The following is a 23,217-nucleotide window of genomic DNA, read 5'->3' on the forward strand; positions in this document are numbered from 1 at the left end:
AGAGGTGTAGGTGCCGTTGTTGCCGAACTCGCGGAAGTCGCCCCCCTCGATGCGGACGGTTCCCTTGTTCGACCAGCCGACCCACACGCCGATCCGCCCGTTGCCTCCCTCGTACCCGTCTATCCGGGAGCCCTTCTTCGCCACCGCGTCCCGCAGGACACCCCGTCCGTCCTCGTCGCGGATCGCGAGGACGAAGGCGCTCGTCGTTCCGCCTTCGGACTCGCTCGCCCCGCGACCGAGGAACTCGACGTCCTCGATGTGGAAGCGGTTCCGGCACCGGAGCCGAATTCCCGTCGTCGTGTCGTCCGCCCGGATGTCGACGTCGACGCCCTTGATGAGCACGTCGTCCGGCACCGGGTCGTAGTTGAACAGGAACCGGGTGTAGCCGTCCGGGGGGACGAACCGCACGTCGCCCTCGCCGAGCACGCCGACGCGGTCGGCGCTGATGACGAGCTCGCCGTCGAAGGCGTACTCGCCCTCGGGGAACCGGACCAGCGTCCCGTCCGAGAGCGCGTCCTCGAGCCAGGCGTTCACCGCGTCGCTCCCGGTCGGGTCGAGGCCGAGGTCGTCGACCGCGTCCAGCACCCGATCGAACTCGATCCCGTGACGCGTTCCGCGGTCTTCGCCCCCGGATCCGTCGTTGGGCTCGTCCCCCGACGGATCGTCGTCCCCGTCCGGGTCGGCGGGCTCGTCCGTCGCCGCCTCGTCCGACCCGAGGCCGAGGCAGCCGGCCGCCGAGGCCATCGCGGCGCCGAGCGCCCCGAGATACGGGCGCCTGCCACGGGCTCCGGACCGGTCGCCGGCTCCGCGCGAGCCGTCGGTCCGGCTCGACCCGCCGTCGTCCGAGTCGTCGCCGTCGGCGGACCGACTGCCGTCGCCCGGACCCGCCGTCATAGGTAGCCGAGGCCGCGCAGGCGCTCTTCGACCGCCTCGTCGCTCCCGCGACCGTTCGTCGCCGCGTCCGAGGAGCCGTGGTCCCGTTCGAACACCTCCCGCGTCGCCGGCGGCGACCCGGGCTCGAACAGCTCCGTCAGCACGCGTCCCTGGGCGGCGGCGGGAACGGGCTCGCCGAGCCCGTGGAGCAGCGTCGGCGCCACGTCGACGACCGTCGCTCCCTCGACCGCGACGTCGGCCGCTATCGAGGGGCCGCGGGCGAAGAGGACGCCCTCCGGGCGGTGGTAGCCGGCGATACCGTCGGCGTCGGTGACGGCCTCGTCCGCGAGCCCGGGCTTGACGTGATACCCCTCGACGCCCTCGACGACCACGTCGGGGGCGAACTCGTCTTCCGGGTTGACCTCGTCGCCGTCGTGGACCGAGAGCACCCGCTCGCCGGTCTCGGGGTCGGTCAGCCTCCTGAGCGCGGTCATCACCGCCGCTTTGACACGGTCGCGCTCGTCGGGGTCGACGGCCCCCTCGTCGAACCGGGCGGTGTCGTTGACGTAGACGCTGCCGAGCCCGTGGAGGAACGCCCGCGTTCGCTCGGAGTCGACGTCGTAGAGGGCGTGGTCGCCGGGCACCGCCCGCGCGACGCTGTCGACGACCGACGCCGGGAGCCGCTCGACGAGCGTCTCGTCGTCGATGCCGATCCGTGCTAACGCGTTCAACACGACCGACTTCGACACTCCGACGCGCGAGAGCACGCCTCGGGCCCCGGTCGAGCGCTTCGGCGTCAACAGCCCCGCGTCCGCCAGCGCCCGGTTGACGTTGACGACCCGCGAGATCGGCCCGAACCCGTGGTCCGAGACGACGTACAGCGTCGCGCCGAGTCGGTCGCAGTAGCGCATCACCTCGGCGAGGACCGCGTCCAGCTCCCGGTAGTGCTTCAGTATCACCTCCTCGTCCCAGATCAGGTGCTGAAGCCTGTCGGGCGCCGTGAACGTGAAGAAGAACAGCCGCCAGTCCTCCCGCTCCATGAGCGACCGCAACAGCTCGCGGCGCGCCTCGAACAGCGACGCGAAGTCCGCGAGGAACTCGTCGCGTCGGTCCTCGCCGTACTCGTGCCACTTGAGGCCGACCCGGTACGCCGGGATCCGGTCGCGGATCTCCGCGGCCAGTTCCGGCGGCTGCGTGAACCCCGCCGCGTCGGTCGAGTGCGTCATCATCCCGGCGACCATCGCCCCGTCCTCGCCGACCCCGCCCGCCGGGTAGGTCATCGGTACGTTCGCGACGACGGCGGGCGAGAGCAGCTCCCACAGCGGCGGCCGTCGGAGGTCCTCGCGGTCGTATGGCCGTTGGCTGTAGTCGCTCTCCAGTTTCATGAACTCGTAGAGGCCGTGTCTGTCGGGCCAGGTGCCGGTCGCGATGGAGGGCCACGCGACCGGGGTGTTCGCGGGGGTCGTGCTCCGGAGCGGACCGGCGGCCCCATCCCCGACGAGTTCGGCGAACGCGGGGAGGTCGCCCGCTTCGATCCACGGGCGGATGAGCGGCCACGGGACGCCGTCGAGTCCGAGAACGAACGCGCGGTCGCCGTCGTCGCTCACCGGGACCGCCCCCATCGACGCCGCTCGATCCGAATCATCTTGCCTCTGTTTGTGGAGGTACCCGGTTTGTTATGGCTGCCGTACCCGAGTAAGGCGCGATTACCGCTTGAGAACGCGACCCGCGACCGGTCTCAGTCGATGTCGAGTGCGAACCGATCGGCGTGCGTCAGCGTCGTCCACCCGAGGATCCGCCGGTCGTACAGCGGTCGTCCGATCGACTCGACCACCGCCCGGAACTCGGACCGATCCCACCGAGAGTGGGCGAGTTCGTACACCGAACCCGCCGCCGTTCGGTCCGCGTCGGTGTATCCGTTCTCGCCGGTGCCCCACTCCCACTCCGCCGCGTCGGTGACGTACGGGCGATTGCCCTCGAAGGCCCGCAGCAGCGCGCTCACGTCGTCGCCGGGGAGGGCGTAGCCGTAGAGGTCGACGCCGTAGTGCCGGGCGATCTCCGCGGTGAACGCGAGCGCCTTCAGTCCGTACACCGAGTACTCCAGACCGTCGACCCGCTGCCGCTCGTGTTTCAGGAGGCCGCTCGGTTCGAGTTGGTCGAGGGCGTGCGCGCGCCAGTCGTCGAACGCGCGCGTCAGCGCGTCGCGGTCGTCGAGGTACGCCGCCGCGGTCGCCCTCGCGAGGATCCACCAGGCGTAGATGTTGTTCTTCACCACGCCGGTGTACCGCTGTTTTCCCCGGCCGTCCTCGAGGTCCGCGAGGTACGTCTCGACCCACGCGCGCAGTTCCTCTCGGTCCGCTTCGACGGTCGACCAGCGGGGGGAGTCGCGGACGAGCGCGGCGCCGTAGATGAGCGTCGGCAGCGTAATGTGGAGTTCGATGGAGAAGTACGTCTCGCCGAAGTTCCGACCGGAGGGGTACATCCGCGTCTCGGGGGCGAGGAACCAGTGTTCGAGCAGCCGGATCGCCGCGCTGGCGAACCGCTCCCGACCGGTGAAGACGTATCCGATTCCCAGGTCCCGGACCCACGTTCCCATCTCGATAGCGGCTCGGTAGTCGGGTCGGTCTTCGCCCGTGGCGAACCGATGCTCGTCGACGCCCGGGGGAGACCCGTCGTCGACGACGCTCGACGGCGTCGCCGCCACGGCCCGGTTCGCGTCACGGATCTGGGCGTCGTAGGCGGTTTTCCACGGCTCCTCGTCGTTCTCCACTCGCTCGCGGATCGCGACGACCTCGTTGCCGTCGAGGAACCCGGCGTACACGGCGGGGTCCGCCCGCGTCTCCCGCGGTGCCCCGGAGTTCTCCGGGTCCGACTCGGCGGCGCAGCCGGCGAGGACCCCGGCGAGCCCGAGTGACGCCGCGCTTCGCAGGACGTCGCGCCGGCTCGTCCCGTCGTCGCGCCCGACGCCCGCCGCCGCACGGCCGCTCGGTCGGGACGACCGGCGGCGCGTCACCGTTCGCCGCCCCCCTCGTTGTGCCAGACGTCGACGTGGTGGTCCGGCGTGTACGACTTCCCGACCACGTCCGGGAGGCCGTTCCCCGAGAGGTCGACCGCCTCGGCCTCGTGAGTCTCGACCCCCTCCGCGACGACGGTCCGCTCGAACCGACCGTCGCCCTCGTTCCTGAACAGGTAGTGGCGCGGGACCTCGTTCTCGCCGAGGCTCATCTCCGCCGCGTACACGTCGAGTCGCCCGTTCCCGTCGAAGTCGGCGAGCTGGAGCGTATGCGGACAGAACAGGTCGTCGGCGAGCACGGTCTCCGCCCAGCCGTCATCTCGACGGTCGAACACCCCGACTCGGCCGGGGTGAGTGCCGTACGTGGGGGAGTCACCCTCCGCCAGCACGACCTCGCGTTCGCCGTCGCCGTCGACGTCGCCGACCGCGACGCGGACGTCGTCCCAACCGGTGGCGATCGGTTCGCGGGCCCACTCGTGAGTCCCCTCGCGACGCCGGTAGACGTCCGTGCCGACCACGAGTTCGGTCCGACCGTCCCCGTCGACGTCGCCGATCCACACGCCCTCGGCGTCGCTGTCGCCGTCGACGACGTGACAGTTCTCGTCGGGCCAGGGGCCGCCGGTCGGGTCGGCGGGGACGTCGTAGTAGAACACCGCCCCGGACCGCTGCGACAGCCCGACCACCTCGGGCTCGCCGTCGTCGTCCACGTCGCCGAAGGCGAGGTCGTGATACTTCTCGAAGCGCTCGGTCACCAGGTGCGGCTCCCACCGCGACCGCGGGTCAGCCGGCTGTTCGAACCAGTACACTCCGTTGTAGTGGATGCCCTGTCCGGCGAGGACGTCGACCCGGCCGTCGCCGTCGACGTCGCCGAGCGCGCAGCCGATCCCGAGCTGGGGAACGTCGGCGATCGCGTGCCGCTCCCAGCCGGGGTTCTCGTACCAGAACAGCGTCGGGCCGGCGAGCCCCGCCGCCCGCTTGATCCCCTCCACGCTCGGGAGTCGAGTCCGGCCGCCGCCCACGAACAGCTTCGTCTCCGGGCCGGTCCCGCCGACGATGACGTCCGGACGCCCGTTGCCGGTGAGGTCGGTCGTCAGGCAGATCCCGAGCTTCGTCGTCGGGGGGGTAGGGTCGATGACCTCGTGGCGAAAGCGGGGTCGCTGTGTCTGCATGGATCCACTCTGCGCGGTGGGCGGCTTTGTTATCGATCGCTTACGCCGCCGGCTCGGCGGTCAGATCGCTCCGGCGAAGTTCCGGAGCGTCTCGCGGAGCTCCCAGTTCAGTTGCGTCTCCAGCACCAGGACGGCGGCCCCGTACACGGCGCCCCCGACCGCGACGAGGACGACCAGCTCGAGGAACACCCACCGGAGCGACAGCGTCGCCTGTAGCCAGAGGACGACGCCGCCCATCAGGAGGCTCGCGATGGCCGGGTACGACATCTCTCGGAGCAGCCGGCCGAGGCTCGTCTCGACCGAGTCGATCACGAGGTACACGTCGATGGGCATCACCGGGAAGACGTAGACGCCGAGGACGGCAGCGGCGGCCCCGACGATCCCGAACTCGCGGGTGGCGGGGACGATCAGTATCGCGGTCAACACGAGCCGGAAGGCGCCGATCTTCGCCATATAGTCCGGGCGACCGAGGGCCTTCCACACCGGGGAGTACGCGGACCCGAGCGCGATGAGGAGCCCGTACACCGCGACCAGCTGCATCACCGGCACCATGGGCAGCCAGTCGGTGCCGAAGACGGCCTCGACGAAGGTGGGGGCGACCGTCGCGATGCCGACCGAGGCGGGAAAGGCGATCACCATCGTCACCTGGAGCGTTCGGTAGAACGCCGACCGGAGGGCGGGGATGTCGTCTTGGAGCTTCGAGTAGGCCGGATAGGCGACGCTCGAGATGATCTGCGAGATCTCCGTCGCCGGCGCCTTGGCGAACTGGTAGGCGACCTGATACAGCCCGAGCGACGCGGCCGACAGCAGCCACCCGATGACCGCGTCGTCGCCCTGATTGATGAGGAAGTAGATGCTCTCCGAGCCGGTGATCCACTTCCCGAACCCGAACAGGTCGCGGGCGATGTCGAGGTCGAAGTCCGGCCACGGGCGATAACCGTGGACCGCGTACGACGACAGCGTGCGGGCGGCGTCGGAGGCGACGTAGCCGAGCACGAGCGCCCAGACGCTCTGCGTCGCGAGCGCGACGGCGAGCGCGACGACGAAGTTCGTCACCGACCCGCTCATCGTGTAGACGAACTGCTTGTGGAACTCGAGGTTCTTTTTGAAGTAGACGATGCCGGGGTTCCGCAACCCGAGGAGCAGCGGCGTGAGCGCGATAACCCGGAGGATCGGGGTCGCGCGCGGTTCGTCGAAGAACCCGGCGACGAAGGGCGCGACGAGTACGAGGATCCCGGCCAACAGGAGGCCGCGGAGGATCTCGATGCTCCAGTAGGTGTTGAGGTAGTCGTCGACGTTGCCGGACGCCTTCTGGATGAGCGCCTGGTCGAACCCGATGTTAGAGAAGCGTTTGAACGCCGTCAGCGTCAGCAGGGCGATACCGAGCAGGCCGAAGTCGGCCGGCGTGAGCATCCGGGCGAGGATCGCGATCATCAGCAGCTGGAGGGCGCGGTCGAGGATGTTCGTGATCGTGGCCCAGATACCGCTTTTTACCGTCTGTTCGGTGAGATCGCCGCCCGGAGTCAGGCGGACGAGGAGTCGACGAAACGAGGAGAGAACGGACATGGTGTGGAGCGTGGTCTCGTCTCGGGAGAGCCGTGTTTCGGGCATTGTTATGTACGCGTTACCGGTCGGCGGCGGCGACGCTACTCGCGTCCCGCCCCGACTGCCGCGCGGTCGCGGCGGGGCTCGACGCGGGCGAACCGCCGTAACGACCGTCCTAACAATACCGCTTCGGGGGCACTTCCATCCGATGGAGCCACCGGACCGGCCCCTAGTGAGCGCGGTCGTCATAACCCGCGACCGGCCGGGGAAACTCGAGGACGCGCTCGCCAGCGTCCGGACGCAGACGTACCCGAACCTCGAACTCGTCGTCGTCGACGGCTCCGGGGAGCCGGTCGAGTCGCTCGTGCGTCGCCTCGCCGGGGACCGGCCGGTCACGTACCGCCGCGACGACGGCGAGGGACCGGGCGCCGCGCGGAACATCGGGATCCGCGCCGCGAACGGGGAGTACGTCGCGTTCCTCGACGACGACGACAGGTGGCTCCCCGAGAAGATCGAGCGGCAGGTGGCGGCGTTCGAGCCCGGCGTCGCCGTCGTTTACACCGGACAGTTCGCCGTGCGCGACGGCGAGCGCGTCGGCGGGCGCTCCCCCTCGCTGTCCGGCGACGTCACCGAGGCGCTCCTCCGCGGGGCCGCGTGCGCGCCGACCTCGACGGTCATGGTGCGGCGGGCGGCGATAGCCGACGCGGGGGCGTTCGACGAGGGGCTCCCGATCTGGGAGGACCGCGAGTGGTACGTTCGACTCTCGGAGCACGGACGGTTCAGGCCGGTGCCCGCCGAACTGGTCGAGCGGGGGTTCGGAGAGTATGACCAACTCACCGACGACTTCGAGGCCGCCCGCGACGTCGCCTATCCGCGGTTCCTCGACGCGCACCGGGAGCGGGCCGCCGAGTACGGCTCCGGCTGCGAGGGGATGTTCGTCGCGTCGCTCTCGCGGAAGGTCGGCGCGACCGCGATGAAGAACGGGCGCTACGGGGAGGCGCGTCGCTGGCTGGCGCGCTCGCTCCGTCACCGGCCCCGACAGCGACGGACGTGGATCTACCTGCTACTCTCGCTCGGCGGAGCGACGGCGTGGCGGGGCGTGCGACGCCTCCGGCGGACCTACGAGTCGCTCGCGAGCCGGCGGACCGCGACGGAGTCCTCGGCGTCGTCGGGGGCTCGCGTCGGCTCGGACCGGACGGACGAGGGAGGACGCGACTGACCGCGCGGCCCTCAGACCGTGACGCTCTTCGCGAGGTTGCGCGGCTTGTCGATGGACCGCCCCCGGCGCTTGGCGGCGTGGTACGCGACGAGCTGGAGCTGGACGTTGGCGAGGACCCCGACGAGTTCCGGGTGCGTCGACGGCACCGACAGGACGCGGTCCGCAGTCTCTTCGAGGTCGGGGGTCTCCCCGCTCGCCACCGCGACGACCGGGCCGCCGCGCGCCCGGATCTCCGTGGCGTTGCCGAGCGTCTCCGTGTCGTCCGCCCCGCCGTTGAACACCGCGAACACCGGCGTCTCCTCCGTAACGAGCGCGAGCGGACCGTGTTTCAGCTCGGCGGCGGTGAACCCCTCGGCGTGCTCGTAGGTGATCTCCTTGAACTTCAGCGCCCCCTCCAGCGCGACCGCGTGACCCGGACCGCGCCCGATGAAGAAGTACGACTCCGAGTCGGCGAACGCGTCGGCGACCCGCTCGGCCGCGTCGCTCTCGACGACCTGCCGGACGTGGTCGGGCAGGTCCGTCAACGCGGACAGGAACTCTTCTGCGTCCGGCGACGGCTCGCCGATCACGTCTCGGCGGATCCGCTCCGAGAGCAGCGACAGCGTCGCGACCTGTGAGGAGAAGGACTTCGTCGCGGCGACGCCGATCTCCGGGCCGGCGCGGACCAGGAGCGTGTCGTCGCACTCCCTCGTCAGCGACGAGCCGACGACGTTCGTCGCCACCATCGTCCGCTCCGCGCGGGCGGCCCTGACGGCCGCGATCGTGTCCGCGGTCTCGCCGCTCTGCGAGATCGCTATCACGAGCGTCCCGTCCTCCTCGGGGGGCGGGGACCCCGCGTATTCGGAGGACATGTACGCGCGTGCGGGAACGCCCCGGCGCGCCAGGAGCGATTCCGTGTACATCGCCGCGTGATACGAAGTCCCCATCGCGACGAGGTGGACCCGTTCGATCCCGTCGAAGGCGCCGGGCGGGAACCCGTCGAGGGTGACCTCCCCGCGGGCCGAGTCAGTCCGACCGCTGACGGACCGCCCGAGGGCGGTCGGCTGCTCGCTGATCTCCTTGAGCATGTAGTGTTCGTACTCGCCCTTGCCGGTGTCTTTCGGGTCCCACTCGACGGTCTCGGTCGCGCGGCGGACGCGCTCGCCGCGCTCGTCGGTGACCGTGAAGCCGGTCGGCGTGACCCGGACGACGTCACCGTCTTCGAGGTACGCCACGCGGTCGGTGAACTCCAGGAAGGCGGGCACGTCGCTCGCGAGGTACTGCGTCGAATCGCCCGCGCCGACCACCAGCGGCGAGTCCTTCCGGGCCGCGTACACCGCCTCCCTGCCGCCGACGACCGCGGCGACGGCGTAGCTGCCCTCGATCCGGTCGACAGCCGCGCGGAACGCCGTCGCCGGGGCGGCCCCGTCCGCGACCGCCGACTCGATGAGGTGCGGGATGACTTCGGTGTCCGTGTCGCTCTCGAAGACGTGCCCCGCCCGAGAGAGCTCGCTGCGGAGCTCTTGGTAGTTCTCGATGATCCCGTTGTGAACGACGGCGACGCCGCCCCCACAGTCCGTGTGCGGGTGCGCGTTGTCGTCGGTCGGGGGCCCGTGGGTGCTCCACCGCGTGTGACCGATCCCGACGGACCCGTTCGCGGGGTCCGTCGCGAGCGCGTTCCGGAGGCCGTCGATGCCGCCCGCACGCTTGCGAACGTCCACGTCGCAGCCGCTCTGGACGGCGACCCCGGCCGAGTCGTAACCGCGGTACTCGAGGTTGTCCAGCCCCGCGACCAGCTCTTCGACCGCGTCGTCGCTCTCTCCGATCCGGGCCACGATGCCGCACATTACGCCACCACCCCGTCGCCCTCGTCGTCCGCGCTCGGCGTCCCGCGTCGGCGGAACGCACCGATCGTGGTCGCTGCGGGATCGATCTCCATGCCCACCCCATTCCGAGAGGAGTACTTTGTTATAGACCGGATTTCCCCGCCCGGTACCGGTAAGTTGCTGGTACCGCCGATCGGTCGTCCCGCCTGTATCGCCCCGTAGCGGCCGTCACGTCGGTTTGGACGCGGACGACGGTGTCGTCGCGCGCAGGTGGAACCGAGAGCAAAAACTGTCGGTTCATTTAAGAGTGTTTTCTCCCGCATGACGCGGTAACGACGGCGTTTTCTCAATTATTCAATACACAACCATTCTGTGAAGATGTAGTAGAGTTAAGTAGGCGACATGAATGAATCCGATAAGAACAGTCATCTCCTGACCAGCCGAAGAAGTGACACAAACCAAAACTAATCCGAGAATAATGAACGACAAAGAGACGAAAACAAGTGATTCTGTGACAGGTCGGGAGGGTGGTGTGCGATGATCGCCAAGCCGGGGGCGAAAGCGGGCGACCCGGAGTCTCCGGGACCGGAGCCCGCCGGTTCGGAGGTCGAGCCTGCGGAGATCGAGCGGGCCCAGATCGGGTTCGATCAGCTGTTCGAGATCCTGAAGAACAAGCGACGCAGGCGCGTGCTCCGGTACCTGCTGGAGGGCGAGGAGGAGGTGACGTTGGATGAACTGGCCGAGGCGATCGCCGCGCGCGAGACGGGCAAGGACGTCAAACAGATCACCTCGCAGGAACGCAAGCGCGTGTACGTCGGTCTCTATCAGTGCCACCTACCGAAGATGGACGACTACGGCGCGGTCTCGTACAACAAGCCGCGCGGACGGATCGCGACCGCGGAGCACACAGATCTCTTCGAGCGCTACCTCTCCGCCGACGTCGAGGCGGAGGACTCCGACTGGACGCGGTACCACTCGATGCTCTCGCTCGCCGCCGCCGCCGTCCTCGTCGTTCCCGTCGTCCTCGGGGCGATCGGGTCGAACGTGACGCTACAGGTGGTGACCGCCCTCCTCGTCGGAGCGCTCGTCGGCGTGTCCGCGTTCCGATACTTCGCGTGACGGCGTACCGGCGTCCCCCGTCTTTCCGGCCGGGCGCGCGGTTTTTTTGAGAGACGCGGCCGCGGTGGAAACGCCCATTAGGAGCGTCCTAAGTGCGGATAAGCCGGTCCATAACTATGTCCCGTTTGCGAAAGAAACTGGTATGAAGGGAGACAGGACCAACGGACGGGACCGATACTCCTGGCGATGAGTTCTGCCGAAGCGGATCCGCTGTCGCCCGACGGCGTCTTCGAGCTACTGAGCAACCACCGGCGCCGCATGGTGTTGTACTACCTCCGGACGAACGGCGGAGCAGTCGACGTACAGGAGCTCGCCACGGAGATCGCGGCGATGGAGAACGACGTCCCGGCGGACGAGCTGACCAGCCAACAGCGCAAGCGCGTCTACGTGTCGCTGTATCAGACGCACCTCCCGAAGATGGCGGAGATGAACACCATCGAGTACGACAAGGACGGCGGAACCGTCCGGCTCGCAGACAGAGCCGACGACATCGACGAGTACCTCACGACCGAGGACCGGCCGACGTACCCGTGGCGCTTCCACTACCTCCTGCTCACGGTCATCGGGGCGACCGCACTGTCCCTGTCGGCGCTGAGCGCCCCCGTCTTCGGCGCCGTCCCGTTGCCGGTGTTGGGCGTCGCGATAGTGGTCGTGTTCTCCCTCTCGGTCGTCTGGCAGTACTGGCAGGCCCAGAACCGTACGGAGCCGGTCCCCGTCGAACTGAGCCGATACGACCAGTGAGGCGTCGGGAGGCGGTCACGGGGATCGGTCTCGGCGGCGGTGACGCGCGCCCCCGTTCGTGACGCCGGTAACTTTCAGCTGTCATAAATGTAAGGGCAGACACACGAACGGGGCGGTTCGAGTAAGCACGATGGGATTCGAATATGTACAGTATTATTAATTATTTCCGGGGCGTGCGTCCGTCTATGAGTGGGGCTCGCAAGGAGATCTGTGTGACGGTGAGCGAGACCGTCTCCGACGCGCTCGGCGAACCAGTGGACGCGCTCCCGCCCCTGTCGGACGCGATCGACACCGACGGGCTCGACGCGGTGATGACGGGGGACTCCTCGCACGACGTAACGGTCGCGTTCTCGTACGCCGGGATGACCGTGTTCGTCTACGACGACTCCACCGTCTACGTCTGTCCGGAACGGATTCACGAGGATGGTCCGACGGACGCACGCGTGTGAGCCCCCTGAGCGTCCCGTTTCACCTGTATAATCACAACAAATTTATACGCCGGGGCTCGCTGCGACGCGTATGGAGCGGACCGACGCGGTAACCAGTAAAACGGTGGAGGCACACGAGCGCTACGACTGGTCGCTCACGAGGCCGTCGGACGCCGTCGTCGAGGTCGTCGCGGACCAGGTGAACGGTAGTTCGACCTCGTTCGGCCCGCTGTACGACCGCATCGACCCCGACGCGTTGGACGCCATCTTCCGAACGGACGGGAGTGACCGGCCGGGTGACGGAACCAGGGTCTCGTTTCGCCTCGCCGAACGGTTCGTCTCTGTCCACGCCACCGGAGAGGTCGTCGTCCGCAGACCGGTTCGGGACGGCACCGACGGGTGACGAGCGAGGTTCACGACAGGCGAGTAACACGACTTCGATAGGCGTGTGCGAAGGGCCGATCACGCCGTCCCCGTCGCCGCCCGGTCCCCGAAAAACGGCGATCCCGTCGTGTTACGGCCGACATTGTTCGAATTCACAAGATTTAGGGGCGCGTTTCACATATCGAAGGTAACCAAATGAGCGAACCGGACCGAGACTTCTCTAAGCAGATAGCCACCGGGAGCCGCGAGTTCCGAGAGACGTTCGACTGGGAATCAACGCCACCGAGCACCGGCGTGGTCGAAGTGGTGTCGGACGCGACCGGCCGCGAACCGCTGGCGCTTCCGCAGCTCTACGGCGTCGTCGACTCGGACGCGATGGACTCGCTGTTCCGTTCGAGCGACGCCGACCCGTCTCTCACGTTCGCGTTCGCCGACTGCGAGGTGACCGTCTCGGGCGACGGTGAGGTCGTCGTGAGACCGGACGTCGACTCGGCACAGTAGCTTCGATATCTCACCGAGCGCCGCTTCCTCTGCGCGTAGGACGTTCATAACAATACCGCTCGCCGCGGGTTCGTTCGTATCCGATGGACACGGACTCACCGACTCCGCGATACGAGGCGTTCGAAGCGGCCGTCGTCGGGGACGACAAGCGGACGACCGAATGTACGATATTCCCGAGGGACGTCGACGACGACCGCCGGACGACCGCGTGGATCACCGCTCGGGAGGAGGCCTACTGCTCGGCGGCCTCCATGCGGTGACCGCGCGCTCGGGACGCCGAGCCGACCGCCCTTTCTCCGTTTCGGGCCCGAAGACCGACACCGCTCCGTCCGACGGGTCGCGACCGCCGATCCGACCGGGCACGGGAGCACCGACCCGACCGATACCCGCCGCGTACCCCTCTCGCTCCCGCACGCGGATCCGCGACAGCTCCCGGCCCCTGCCATCGAAGCCGAGTATTCGCCGGCTACCGTCCGGAACGGTCTAATTACTCAAGTTACCTCGGCTTAACGACCGGGTATGGAAAGTTCCATCACGGAAGACGACGAGCGGCGAATCGCGACGTTCGTGTCGGCCCCGAAGTACAAACGAGACCCCGAGATGCTCGTTCCCGACGACGAGTAACATCGTCGTTCGGAGTCGAAGGTCGGCGTTTACCGGGGCGGTCGGACCTGCTCACCGTCGACGAAGATCCGTTCGGTTCCCGTGACCTCGACGACGTGATCCGGCGTCTCGAACAGGAGACGCCACGAGTCGCTGTCGTGGGTCGCGAGGCCGCGGACCGCGTCGGTGGAGACGTGGTTCTCGATGGAGATGTCGAGTTCGTCTGGTTCCACCGATTCGACGTCGGCGAGAGCCCTCACTATCTGTCCGCTGAGCGGGGGGGTCACGTCCAGCTACTTCGTTGGTTATAATCAAAAGTTTGTCCGTCCACCGGGCCTCTGGTTCGAGGGCGTGGCGCACGGCCCGTCGGTCACTCCGCGCCCTCGGCCGCCGAGTTCCCAGTGAATATCGCCTGTAGCACGACGGAGAGGCTGTTCGTTTCGCCTTGCCCCCAGACGGCCGTCTCCGATCGCGGCTCGGACGGGGACGCGTCCGCACCGCCGACGAGCGCGCTGACGAGCGTCTTCCGACCGTCGATCACCAGCAGTCGGCCCGCCGCCGCGTCCGACCAGACCCATAGGGGCTCGAACGTCGACGCCTCGGGGACGTCGTCTCGGATGCGCTCTCGGACGGTCGCCGAGACGCCGCCGAGTCTGACCGAGACGCCGCGCGCCGCGGCGTCGCTCAGCCCGTCTATCACCTCGTCGGTGAGGAGGTCGTCGACGGTCACGAAGACGATCTCCTCGTCCGCGTCCGCGACGAACTCGACGACCCGCTTCGAGACCGCCTGGCGTCCGTCGACCGTCCAGACGCCCTGCTGTCGGGTTCCCCGTTCGGCGGGTCCGAGTTCGCTCAGCGCGGTCTGGAGGAGGCCGACGCGGTGTCGAAGCTCGTGTTCGAGCGTCCGACCCGCGGTTTCGGCCGATATCGCACGGAATCGTTTCGGCGACGACTGGAGGACGTCGACGAGTCCCCTGTCGCGGAGTTCGTCTATCGCGTCGTACACCCGCGTCCGCGGGACCGACGACACGCGACTCACGTCCCTGGCAGTCCCCGACTCCAGCGCGGAGAGCGCGACGAACGTCCGGGCGGCGTACTCCGTCAGTCCGAACTCCGTTAGCTGCTCGACGGCTGTGGATTGTGGGTCCGCTGTTGGCTCGTCGTTCATCGATGTCGTTGAGTTTCGAACGGCCGGTCGCCTCGGAGCGAGGTGACCGAACCGGCTACGCAGTGGTTCGGTGGGTCACTCAACTGGTCTGCGTGAGGATAGCGAGGGTTCCCAGCCGGTTACCTTTTTTGTGATTAACTGAATTACTCACTCCGCATATACGTGACAGCGTTCGAAGGGCTGACCGCGCTCCGAGTAAGTAGTCACTGCGAGCCTCACAACGATCAAGGACGGTGGCCGCCCGAAACCCGCCCTCGATTCCGTACCGAGCGGACGGCGTCGCGAACGGCTTTCGTCGTTATCCTAGAAGTGACAATACATATCCGTCCCCGGGGTGAACGCGTAGACGAATTCCGGGAGATCCCGAGAGGGTGGGACACATGGATAAATCAAAAAACGTCGAGGAAGCGATCGAGATCCTCAAGCAACTCGGATTAAAGGAGTACGAGGCCCGATGCTTCGTCGGATTGGCTCGGCTCAACACCGGGACCGCGAAGAAACTCAGCGAGATCACGGAGGTCCCGCGGACGCGGGTGTACGACGCGATACGAGTGCTGGAGGCGCAGGGGTTGGTCGAAATCCAGCACTCGAGCCCGCAGCAGTTCCGGGCGGTTCCGCTGGAGGAGGCGACCGAGACGCTTCGCGACCAGTACGAGGAGCGCGTGGGACGGCTGCAGAGCGCGCTCGCCACGGTCGACACCGTGGACGACGTCGAGGAGTCTCCGGTGCAGGAGATCTGGGCGATGGCCGGTCGAGACGCGATCGAGAACCGAACGGATCAGCTCATCGCCGCGGCGGACGAGGAGATCGTCCTCGTCATCGGCGACGGGTCGCTCCTGACCGACGACCTCGTCGAGGCGCTCAACGGGGTCGAGGGGAACATCGATCTGGTCGTCGGGACCTTGTCCGAGTCGCTTCGAGAGGAGTTCCAAACGGCCGTCCCGGGGGCCGAGACGTTCGTCTCGGGGCTCGAGTGGTTACACGGCCACGACATGATCGAGGACGAGGCGGCGATCGGCCGGCTCCTCCTGATCGACCGCTCGACGATCCTCGTGAGTTCGATCATCCCCGACAACAAAGAGGAGCAGGCGATCTTCGGCGAGGGGTTCGGGAACGGCCTCGTCGTGATCGCTCGGCGACTCATGGCGCAGGGGCTGATCCCCGACCGCGACCCGCGGTAGGACTCCGTACCGTCGCCGCCGAGATGGCCGTTCAGAGTCCCACCGAATCGCGTACTCCGCCTGAACGGGCGCTGCCGGCGACAGCGGCCGCCGTCTCGACCGTCGAGGGCACGAGCGCGAAAGTCGACGGGAAGGAGGCGCGATGCCGCGGCGGACGGCTGACGCTTCGGGACGCCGCGAGCACCGGTCGGTCGAACCCGGTTGTCGCGGGCGACGTTCCGCGGGCCACTCCCGAACTCGTTCGCCCGCCGAGCAACCATCGCCCCGTTGCGGCCGTTTAATACCCCCGAGCGACAGGGTCGGGTATGAGCGAACAGCAGTCGCGGTCCGACGACGAGGAGCGCCGGCGTCGCCGGGAAGACACGGAGCGGTTCGCCGGGGCGAAAGACGCGGACCTGCCGAGCCGCGAGGTGACCGAGGGGCCGGACAAGGCCCCGCACCGCGCGATGTTCCGCGCGATGGGGTTCGACGACGAGGACCTCTCGTCGCCGATCGTCGGCGTGCCGAACCCGGCGGCCGACATCACGCCGTGTAACGTCCACCTCGACGACGTGGCGGACGCCGCGCTCGACGGCATCGACGCCGCAGGCGGGATGCCCATCGAGTTCGGGACGATCACCATCTCCGACGCCATCTCGATGGGGACGGAGGGGATGAAGGCGAGCCTGATCTCGCGGGAGGTCATCGCCGACTCCGTCGAGCTCGTCTCGTTCGGGGAACGCATGGACGCCCTCGTGACCGTCGCGGGCTGCGACAAGAACCTCCCCGGGATGATGATGGCCGCCATCCGGACGGACCTCCCCAGCGTCTTCCTCTACGGCGGCTCGATCATGCCCGGGCAACACGACGGGCGCGACGTGACGATCGTCCAGGTGTTCGAGGGCGTCGGCACGTACGCGCAGGGCGACATGGACGCCGACGAGCTCGACGAGCTGGAGCGGCACGCCTGCCCCGGCGCGGGCTCCTGCGGCGGCATGTTCACCGCGAACACGATGGCGTCGCTCTCGGAGGCGCTCGGGCTCGCACCCCTCGGCTCGGCCTCCCCGCCCGCCGAGGACGAGGAGCGCTACGCGGTCGCGGCGCGCGCCGGCGAGCTGGCGATGGACTGTATCGCGAACGACCGCCGTCCCTCCGACATCCTCTCGCGGGAGTCGTTCGAGAACGCGATCGCGGCCCAGACCGCGATGGGCGGCTCGACGAACGCGGTCCTCCACCTGCTCGCGCTCGCGGCCGAGGCCGACGTCGACCTCTCCATCGAGGACTTCGACGAGATCTCGCGGCGCACCCCGAAGATCGCGAACCTCCAGCCCGGCGGGAGCCGCGTCATGAACGACCTCCACGAGATCGGCGGCGTGCCGGTCGTGCTCCGCCGGCTGCTGGAGGCCGACCTGCTCCACGGCGACGCGATGACCGTGACGGGCCGGACGCTCGCCGAGGAGATCGCCGAACTGGAAGCGTCCGGCGCGCTGCCGGACGACGAGGACATCGAGGCCGACTTCCTCTACACCGTCGACGACCCGAAGGAGGAGGAGGGCGCGATCAAGATCCTCGACGGGAACCTCGCGCCGGACGGCTCGGTGCTGAAGGTGACCGGCGACGACGAGTTCTACCACGAGGGCCCCGCCCGCGTGTTCGAGAACGAGGAGGACGCGATGGAGTACGTCCAGTCGGGCGAGATCGAGTCCGACGACGTGATCGTCATCCGCAACGAGGGCCCCCGCGGCGGCCCCGGCATGCGCGAAATGCTCGGCGTCACCGCCGCCGTCGTCGGCGCGGGCCACGAGGACGACGTGGCGCTGCTCACTGACGGCCGGTTCTCGGGCGGGACCCGCGGCCCGATGATCGGCCACGTCGCCCCCGAGGCCGCCGTCGGCGGCCCGATCGGGCTGATCGAGGATGGCGACCACGTCACCGTCGACATCCCCGAACGCGACCTGACGGTGGACCTCTCCGAGGAGGAGCTCGCCGAGCGCCGCGAGGCGTGGGAGGCCCCCGAACCACCCTACGAGGGCGGTATCCTCGCGAAGTACGGCCGGGACTTCGCCTCGGCCGCGGAGGGCGCGGTGACGAACCCGCGGCTCACGCGGGACTGAGGTCGCGGCGCGGTCGCGAGGAGTCGTCCCTCAGCGGACGAGCACCACGGGTACGGGGGCGCGCTTCGAGACGGTCTCGGCCACGTTGCCGACGAGGAAGCGCCGCGTCGCGCGGCCTCGGTCGGCCCCGTGCGCGCCGATCACGACCGTGTCGTACTCCCCGGCGCGGTCGATGATGTTGCGGGCCGGATGACCCACCCCGGCGACCGTCGCTATCTCCCGGTCGCGGTCGGCCGTCAGTCCGCGGGCGCGCTCGAAGACGGCCTCCGCCCGCTCTTCTACCGCCGCCTCGAAGTCGTCCGCGAGCGCGAGCGACGTCGCCTCACCCATCATCATCGACGGCGCGCCGACGACGTGGAGGACGGTGATGTCGGCGTCCGGGAAGCTATCTAACGCGTATTCGAGGGCCGCTTCGGCGTGTTCCGAGTCGTCCATCGGGACGAGAATGCGTTCGACCATGCCGGCCCAATGGGCGGCGAGCCACCTAACTGCTCCCGTCAGGCGACTCCGGGTACGAGGACGAAGAACGCGTACGCCAACAGGGTCGACACCGACGGACCGATGATCCACATCGAGACGTACTTGAGGATCGCGCGGGGGTTGAACAGGTCCCCCGCGTTCAGGACCGCCTCCGGCTCCGCCTCGCCGATCGGCGCGGACCGCTCCTCTTCTTCCTCAGAGACGGTTATCGCACCGGTGACGATCTCGTTTTCGCCCGTGTTGCGAGTGACCGCCTCCCGGACGGTGACCGGGCGCGTCGCGCGCCCCCACCCGATGCCGACGATCGTCATCACCGTGCCCATGACCAGGCTGATCGGGATCCCGAGCGCCGACAGCACCGTCGTGATCGTCGAAGCGGTCGCCATCACGAAGAGGGCGGCGAGCAGGGGGATGTCGCTGAGTTCGCCGCCGACGGACTCCATCGTCCGGCGGGCGATAGTGAAGCCGCCGACCCCGATCGCGAGCGTCGCGATCCCGATAGCGGTGTCGTCGGGGAGCCCGCCGACGCCGCTGACCAGCGGCGCGGCGGCGTTCGGCACGTTGCTCGCGCCGGCGCTGAACGCCATGTAACACCCGATCACGAGGACGACGACCGTGCTCGCCAGCTCCGTCCGCGTCGTGTTCGGGCCGAGCGCGGGGGTCGGCATCCCGCCGTCGCGGTCGAGGCGCAGCAGCGGCCCGGGCGACTTCTCGATATGTACGCGTCGGTTCACCGCCGGGTAGACGTAGCGCCCGATCACGAGGCCGATCCAGAACCCGATGATCGGCGTGACGATCCACCACGAGACGATCCGGGAGACCGTGGCGTAGTTCAGCGTGTCGGTCGCCAGGCCGAGCCCGGCGATCGCCCCGACGGTCGTCATCGAGGTCGGCACCGGGACGCCGAAGACGTTCGCGATGAGGATCCCGAAGCCGATGAAAAACAGGACGGCGACGCCCGCCGAAAGGGGGAGTTCACCCGTGACGATCCCGCCGCTCAGCGTGTCCATCACGTTCCGGCCGACGGTCCACCCGCCGAGGAAGACGAACACCGTCATGAGGGCCGCGGCGGTCGTCTTCGTCACGATGCCGGCCCCAACCGGCGGTCCCCACGCGATGCCGGTAGAGGACCCGCCGATGTTGAAGCCGACGAACACCGAGGCGACGATCCCGACCGCGAGCAACGTCTCGACCATCGCCCGGGCCTACTCTCATCGGTCGCAAATATGTGTCGCAACCGTCGGCCGGCTTCCGGCGGCGTCCCGGGCGGTGACCGCCGCGTCGCGGTATCGTCGGGCCGCGGACTCCCTTACCGACGCTCGCCGCCGTCGGTCTGTGCCGGTTTGACCGACTCGGCGCACCAGACGTTGCTGCGACGACCCGCGCGGGACAGTTCCATCCGGACGACCGAACCGACCGGCAGGTCCGCGACGCGCTCGCGGGCGTCCTCGTCGGCGTAGTCGACGATGTGGTACGTCTCGTTGCGGGGATGTGCACGTACCGTGGTACATTCGTGATCGTTCTGTGCGGAAATGACGGTGTACGCGTTTGATTTCGACATCTTATCTGGTTATAGCTGGACATCCTACTTCAAGCCTCCGTATATTCACTACGGTCGTCAGCCAAGACGTAATATCGATATAAGGTCTTGAATCGCCGAACGGTCGCGAGGCCGGCGGGCCGTCGCTCGCCGTGGTAGCGGTCCGCCGTCGTCCGCTCGACCGCACCCGCGAATCACCATACATATCTCCCGCGACGGCGAAGGCGGCCCATGGACCGAGGCGACGGGCCGAAGAGCGAGACGACCGCTGACGGTGGGACGACCGCCGACGTCGAGACGCACGTGGACGGCGAGACGGATCCGGACGACGAGCCGCGCGCCGACGGCGAGACGGATCCGGACGCGGACGGGGTCGCGCTGTTCGTCGACGGCCCCAACGTGTTGCGCGAGGAGTTCGACGTCGACCTCGACGACGTGCGGCTGGCGGCCGAGGCCGAGGGGCCGCTGGTGGCGACCCGCCTGTACCTCGACGAGCACGCGACGCCGGGGCTGATCCAGGCCGCGGAGGCGCGCGGCTTCGAGGTCGTGATCACGAGCGGCGACGTCGACGTGAAGCTCGCGGTCGACGCCGCCCGACTCGCGGCCGAGGGGCGGATGAATACGCTCGCGATCGCCTCCCGCGACACGGACTTCAAGCCGGTCGTGGAGACGGCCAACGGCTACGGGATCCGGACGCTCGCCATCGCGCCCGGCGAGTTCGGGCGCTCGGACGCGCTCCGCAACGCCGCGAACGGCTCCGTGACGCTCGACGGCGACGAGGACGACGTGACCGAAAGTGACCCCGGCGAGACGGACGCCGGATCGGCCGCGACGCGGTAGCGATCGATCGACGCCGTCGGCGGCTATTTATAAGCGAACGGGGGCGCCGCGGTGAGTGCTTCTGACGGCTCAGTTTGTCATTTATACGTGGCCGATGACGGATCGACGGCACGCTCCGAAGCCGCAGCCCCGAGGCGCGCGCTCGCAGCGGTTCTCAGTCGCTCGCTTCGCTCGCTCCCTGCGGTCCTCAGTTCGTCAGCGGAACGCGCAGCGTTCTGATCGGCTCACGAGAGCTCCGCTCACGTGAACGCCTGCGTCCGCCTCACGGCTGCCTCTTCGAGTCCCGTCCCGCACAGCGACCGCACCGCAGACCTCCCCGACCTCGCGGTTCGCGCTCTCCGAGCGCTCACCGCGTCCCTCGCACGCGCCCCTCGCGGCCGCCGCTGGCGGCCGCTCGGCGGCGCGCGCCGACCGCGCCGGGTTTATAACTGGCCGTGTCGACCGATCTCCGTCAGTTAAGTACCGTCCCCCCGTCGCCGGGCGGCCGACTCACCGCCGTCTCCCTCGCCGGAGCCGGCCCAAGACCAACGCGCCGAGTCCGCCGGCCAGTCCCGCGAGGCCGACGAGGACGACCCCGGTCGCGACCCCGCCGTACCGCGCGGCCGCCGCGTCGACGCCCACGCGGACCCAGCCGAGGTTCGGCACCGCGAACAGCGCCTTCCCGGCGATCCACGCCTCGGGGACGACCGGCGCGATCCCGGCGCTCTGGTCGTACAGCTCGTTCGCGTCGCCGCGCGTGACGTACCCGTCGTACGGGGCCGGGCAGGTCGCGAGCTCCGCGCAGTCGGCCGCGAGGAGCTCCGGATCGGCCCGGTCCGTCCAGTCCTCGCCGGCGTCGACGGGGAACGCCAACCGGTGGAAGATCGGTCTCCCGCCGACGCCGGGCACGGCGTAGACGACCACGTCGCCGGGGCCGCCGAGCCGCGTCGGCGCGTCCGCGTCGGCGGCGGTCGCGAGGTCGCCCCACGGGGCTCGGTCCGTCGCGGTGACGACGACGAGGTCGCCGCGCTCGACGCCGGGCGTCATGCTGCCGCTCTCGACCGCCACGAACGGCGGCCACGTTCCCACGAGCGCGCCGAGGAGGACCGCGATCAAGAGGACCGCGACCGCGGGGGCGATCGGACCGGAGCCGTCGGGGCGTCGGCTGCTCACGCCCGATAGGGGGACCGGCGACCGCTTGAGACTGTCGCCCGAGCCGGGACGCTCGATGCGACCGACTCCGACGGAGCGCCGTCGGGCGCGCCATCGACGTCCCCGCGCTCGCGCGGACCGCCGATGTCACAACACCTTAGGCTCGTCCCGGAGAGGTGCGGATATGACCGACCGACACCCTCCGCTCCACGACGCTCACGAGGCGCGCGGTGCCAAGTTCACCGACTTCGGCGGCTGGCAGATGCCCGTCGAGTTCGACTCGATCCGGACCGAACACGCCGCGGTCCGCGAGTCGGTCGGCGTCTTCGACGTCTCGCACATGGGCGAGGTCGAGGTGGCCGGACCGGACGCGACCGCCCTCACGAACCGGCTCACGACCAACGACGTGCGCGCGCTCGACCCCGGCGACTCCCAGTACGCCGCGATCACGGACGACGAGGGCGTCATGCTCGACGACACGGTCGTCTACCGGCTCCCCGACGGGACCCCGGCCGGCGAGGGGGCCGCGTCGCTCGCGGCGTTCGAGGACGATCACGACGGCGACCTCGACGCGCCGAGCGGCGACCCCGCGTACCTCTTCGTGCCGAACGCGGGCCACGACGGGCAAATGTACGACCGGTGGACCGCGCACCGGGACGAGTGGGACCTCGACGCGACGGTCGCGAACGCCACGGACGACTGGGCGATGCTCGCGGTCCAGGGCCCCGACGCGGCCGACGCGCTCGACGAGGCGACCCCCCGCGACCGCGTCGTCGACCTCTCGAAGTTCGAGGCGGCGTCGGCGGCCGTGGCGGGCGTCGAGAGCTGGGTCGCCCGCACCGGCTACACCGGCGAGGACGGCTTCGAGGTGATGTGTCCGACCGGCGGCGCGGCGACCGTCTGGGAGGCGTTCGTCGACGCGCCCCGCGAGGCGCAGCCCTGCGGCCTCGGCGCGCGCGACACGCTCCGGACCGAGATGGGGTTCCTGCTCTCCGGACAGGACTTCGACCCCGAGAGCGAGCCCCGGACGCCGTACGAGGCCCGGATCGGCTTCGTCGTCGAACTCGACACGGAGTTCGTCGGACGCGACGCGCTGGAGGCGCAGAAAGAAGAAGGGGTCGACGAGACGTTCGTCGGCGTCAGGCTCCGCGAGCGCGGCGTGCCCCGCGGCGGCTACGCGGTCACCGACGGCGACCTCACCCGCGTCGGCAAGCTCACCTCGGGGACGATGAGCCCGACGCTCGACGAGCCGATCGGGCTCGGCTACCTCCACGAGTCGTACGCCGACGCCGGCACCGAGGTGAGCGTCGTCGTGCGCGGCGACGAGAAGCGCGCCGAGGTCGTGATCCCGCCGTTCCTCGACCGCTGAGACGGGGGTCGCCCG

General features: G+C 69.1%; 22 protein-coding genes. 11 read left to right on the forward strand and 11 right to left on the reverse strand.

The features are described 5' to 3' along the window. Nucleotides 1-890: 890 nt before the first annotated feature. The 4 genes from C464_RS10760 to C464_RS10775 form a co-directional block, all read right to left on the reverse strand. Nucleotides 891-2,495 (reverse strand): alkaline phosphatase family protein, encoded by a 1,605-nt coding sequence (locus C464_RS10760; RefSeq protein WP_006113724.1) that lies wholly within the window; start codon nt 2,493-2,495, stop codon nt 891-893. A gap of 116 nt (nt 2,496-2,611) precedes the next feature. Beyond that, entirely contained in the window at nt 2,612-3,886 is a 1,275-nt protein-coding gene (locus C464_RS10765; protein WP_006113725.1) for an alginate lyase family protein, read from the reverse strand. After that, on the reverse strand, nt 3,883-5,055 hold the full coding sequence (locus tag C464_RS10770; protein ID WP_006113726.1) for an FG-GAP repeat domain-containing protein: 1,173 nt from the start codon (nt 5,053-5,055) through the stop codon (nt 3,883-3,885). The genes C464_RS10765 and C464_RS10770 overlap by 4 nt, the downstream gene beginning before the upstream one ends. Before the next feature lie 60 nt (nt 5,056-5,115). After that, a complete protein-coding gene (locus C464_RS10775; protein ID WP_006113727.1) occupies nt 5,116-6,666 on the reverse strand; it encodes a lipopolysaccharide biosynthesis protein in 1,551 nt (516 codons plus the stop codon). Between the two features lie 166 nt (nt 6,667-6,832). On the opposite strand from C464_RS10775, the gene C464_RS10780 reads away from it, so the two are divergent. After that, nucleotides 6,833-7,819, forward strand: a complete 987-nt coding sequence (locus C464_RS10780; protein WP_006113728.1) for a glycosyltransferase family 2 protein — start codon at nt 6,833-6,835, stop codon at nt 7,817-7,819. A gap of 11 nt (nt 7,820-7,830) precedes the next feature. On the opposite strand, the gene glmS is transcribed toward C464_RS10780, so the two are convergent. Further along, complete coding sequence (glmS, locus tag C464_RS10785) at nt 7,831-9,645, reverse strand: glutamine--fructose-6-phosphate transaminase (isomerizing) (RefSeq protein ID WP_006113729.1); 1,815 nt, start codon at nt 9,643-9,645, stop codon at nt 7,831-7,833. Between the two features lie 516 nt (nt 9,646-10,161). Between glmS and C464_RS10790 the strand changes: the two genes are divergently transcribed. The 6 genes from C464_RS10790 (at nt 10,162) to C464_RS18965 (ending at nt 13,057) form a co-directional block, all read left to right on the forward strand. Beyond that, the gene (locus tag C464_RS10790) at nt 10,162-10,743 is read left to right on the forward strand and encodes a DUF7344 domain-containing protein (RefSeq protein ID WP_006113730.1); all 582 of its coding nucleotides are present in this window, start codon (nt 10,162-10,164) and stop codon (nt 10,741-10,743) included. A gap of 186 nt (nt 10,744-10,929) precedes the next feature. Then, nucleotides 10,930-11,484: a DUF7344 domain-containing protein gene (locus C464_RS10795; protein ID WP_006113732.1), complete on the forward strand. Its 555-nt coding sequence runs from the start codon at nt 10,930-10,932 to the stop codon at nt 11,482-11,484. A 185-nt stretch (nt 11,485-11,669) separates the two neighbouring features. After that, the gene (locus C464_RS10800; protein ID WP_049911075.1) at nt 11,670-11,933 is read left to right on the forward strand and encodes a HalOD1 output domain-containing protein; all 264 of its coding nucleotides are present in this window, start codon (nt 11,670-11,672) and stop codon (nt 11,931-11,933) included. Nucleotides 11,934-12,003: 70 nt separating this feature from the next. Further along, nucleotides 12,004-12,315 carry a HalOD1 output domain-containing protein gene (locus C464_RS10805; protein ID WP_049911077.1) on the forward strand — a complete coding sequence of 104 codons (312 nt, stop codon included), beginning with the start codon at nt 12,004-12,006 and terminating at the stop codon, nt 12,313-12,315. A 176-nt stretch (nt 12,316-12,491) separates the two neighbouring features. Next, nucleotides 12,492-12,797, forward strand: coding sequence for a HalOD1 output domain-containing protein (locus C464_RS10810; RefSeq protein WP_006113735.1), 306 nt, complete (start codon nt 12,492-12,494; stop codon nt 12,795-12,797). Nucleotides 12,798-12,880: 83 nt separating this feature from the next. After that, on the forward strand, nt 12,881-13,057 hold the full coding sequence (locus C464_RS18965; RefSeq protein WP_161781676.1) for a DUF7511 domain-containing protein: 177 nt from the start codon (nt 12,881-12,883) through the stop codon (nt 13,055-13,057). A 393-nt stretch (nt 13,058-13,450) separates the two neighbouring features. Here C464_RS18965 and C464_RS10815 read toward each other — a convergent pair whose 3' ends face one another. Then, a complete protein-coding gene (locus tag C464_RS10815; protein ID WP_152420930.1) occupies nt 13,451-13,687 on the reverse strand; it encodes a HalOD1 output domain-containing protein in 237 nt (78 codons plus the stop codon). Nucleotides 13,688-13,770: 83 nt separating this feature from the next. Beyond that, nucleotides 13,771-14,568 (reverse strand): TrmB family transcriptional regulator, encoded by a 798-nt coding sequence (locus C464_RS10820; RefSeq protein WP_006113738.1) that lies wholly within the window; start codon nt 14,566-14,568, stop codon nt 13,771-13,773. A gap of 380 nt (nt 14,569-14,948) precedes the next feature. On the opposite strand from C464_RS10820, the gene C464_RS10825 reads away from it, so the two are divergent. Together C464_RS10825 and ilvD are read left to right on the forward strand one after the other, a co-directional pair. Continuing rightward, complete coding sequence (locus tag C464_RS10825) at nt 14,949-15,749, forward strand: TrmB family transcriptional regulator (protein ID WP_006113739.1); 801 nt, start codon at nt 14,949-14,951, stop codon at nt 15,747-15,749. Between the two features lie 305 nt (nt 15,750-16,054). Continuing rightward, nucleotides 16,055-17,842 carry a dihydroxy-acid dehydratase gene (ilvD, locus tag C464_RS10830; RefSeq protein WP_006113740.1) on the forward strand — a complete coding sequence of 596 codons (1,788 nt, stop codon included), beginning with the start codon at nt 16,055-16,057 and terminating at the stop codon, nt 17,840-17,842. Between the two features lie 30 nt (nt 17,843-17,872). Here ilvD and C464_RS10835 read toward each other — a convergent pair whose 3' ends face one another. The 3 genes from C464_RS10835 to C464_RS10845 all read right to left on the reverse strand — a co-directional run bounded on the left by C464_RS10835 (nt 17,873) and on the right by C464_RS10845 (nt 19,883). Further along, entirely contained in the window at nt 17,873-18,301 is a 429-nt protein-coding gene (locus C464_RS10835; RefSeq protein ID WP_006113741.1) for a universal stress protein, read from the reverse strand. A gap of 38 nt (nt 18,302-18,339) precedes the next feature. Continuing rightward, complete coding sequence (locus C464_RS10840; RefSeq protein ID WP_006113742.1) at nt 18,340-19,518, reverse strand: inorganic phosphate transporter; 1,179 nt, start codon at nt 19,516-19,518, stop codon at nt 18,340-18,342. Between the two features lie 113 nt (nt 19,519-19,631). After that, on the reverse strand, nt 19,632-19,883 hold the full coding sequence (locus C464_RS10845) for a hypothetical protein (protein WP_006113743.1): 252 nt from the start codon (nt 19,881-19,883) through the stop codon (nt 19,632-19,634). 210 nt (nt 19,884-20,093) lie between these two features. Here C464_RS10845 and C464_RS10850 point away from each other — a divergent pair, with 210 nt between their 5' ends. Continuing rightward, on the forward strand, nt 20,094-20,702 hold the full coding sequence (locus tag C464_RS10850) for an NYN domain-containing protein (protein ID WP_006113744.1): 609 nt from the start codon (nt 20,094-20,096) through the stop codon (nt 20,700-20,702). A 489-nt stretch (nt 20,703-21,191) separates the two neighbouring features. On the opposite strand, the gene C464_RS10855 is transcribed toward C464_RS10850, so the two are convergent. Further along, nucleotides 21,192-21,854: a S26 family signal peptidase gene (locus tag C464_RS10855; RefSeq protein WP_006113745.1), complete on the reverse strand. Its 663-nt coding sequence runs from the start codon at nt 21,852-21,854 to the stop codon at nt 21,192-21,194. A gap of 163 nt (nt 21,855-22,017) precedes the next feature. Between C464_RS10855 and C464_RS10860 the strand changes: the two genes are divergently transcribed. Beyond that, nucleotides 22,018-23,202, forward strand: coding sequence for a glycine cleavage system aminomethyltransferase GcvT (locus C464_RS10860; RefSeq protein WP_006113746.1), 1,185 nt, complete (start codon nt 22,018-22,020; stop codon nt 23,200-23,202). The last annotated feature ends 15 nt before the right edge of the window (nt 23,203-23,217 follow it).

The organism is Halorubrum coriense DSM 10284 (assembly GCF_000337035.1).
In the GTDB taxonomy this organism is placed as follows: domain Archaea; phylum Halobacteriota; class Halobacteria; order Halobacteriales; family Haloferacaceae; genus Halorubrum; species Halorubrum coriense.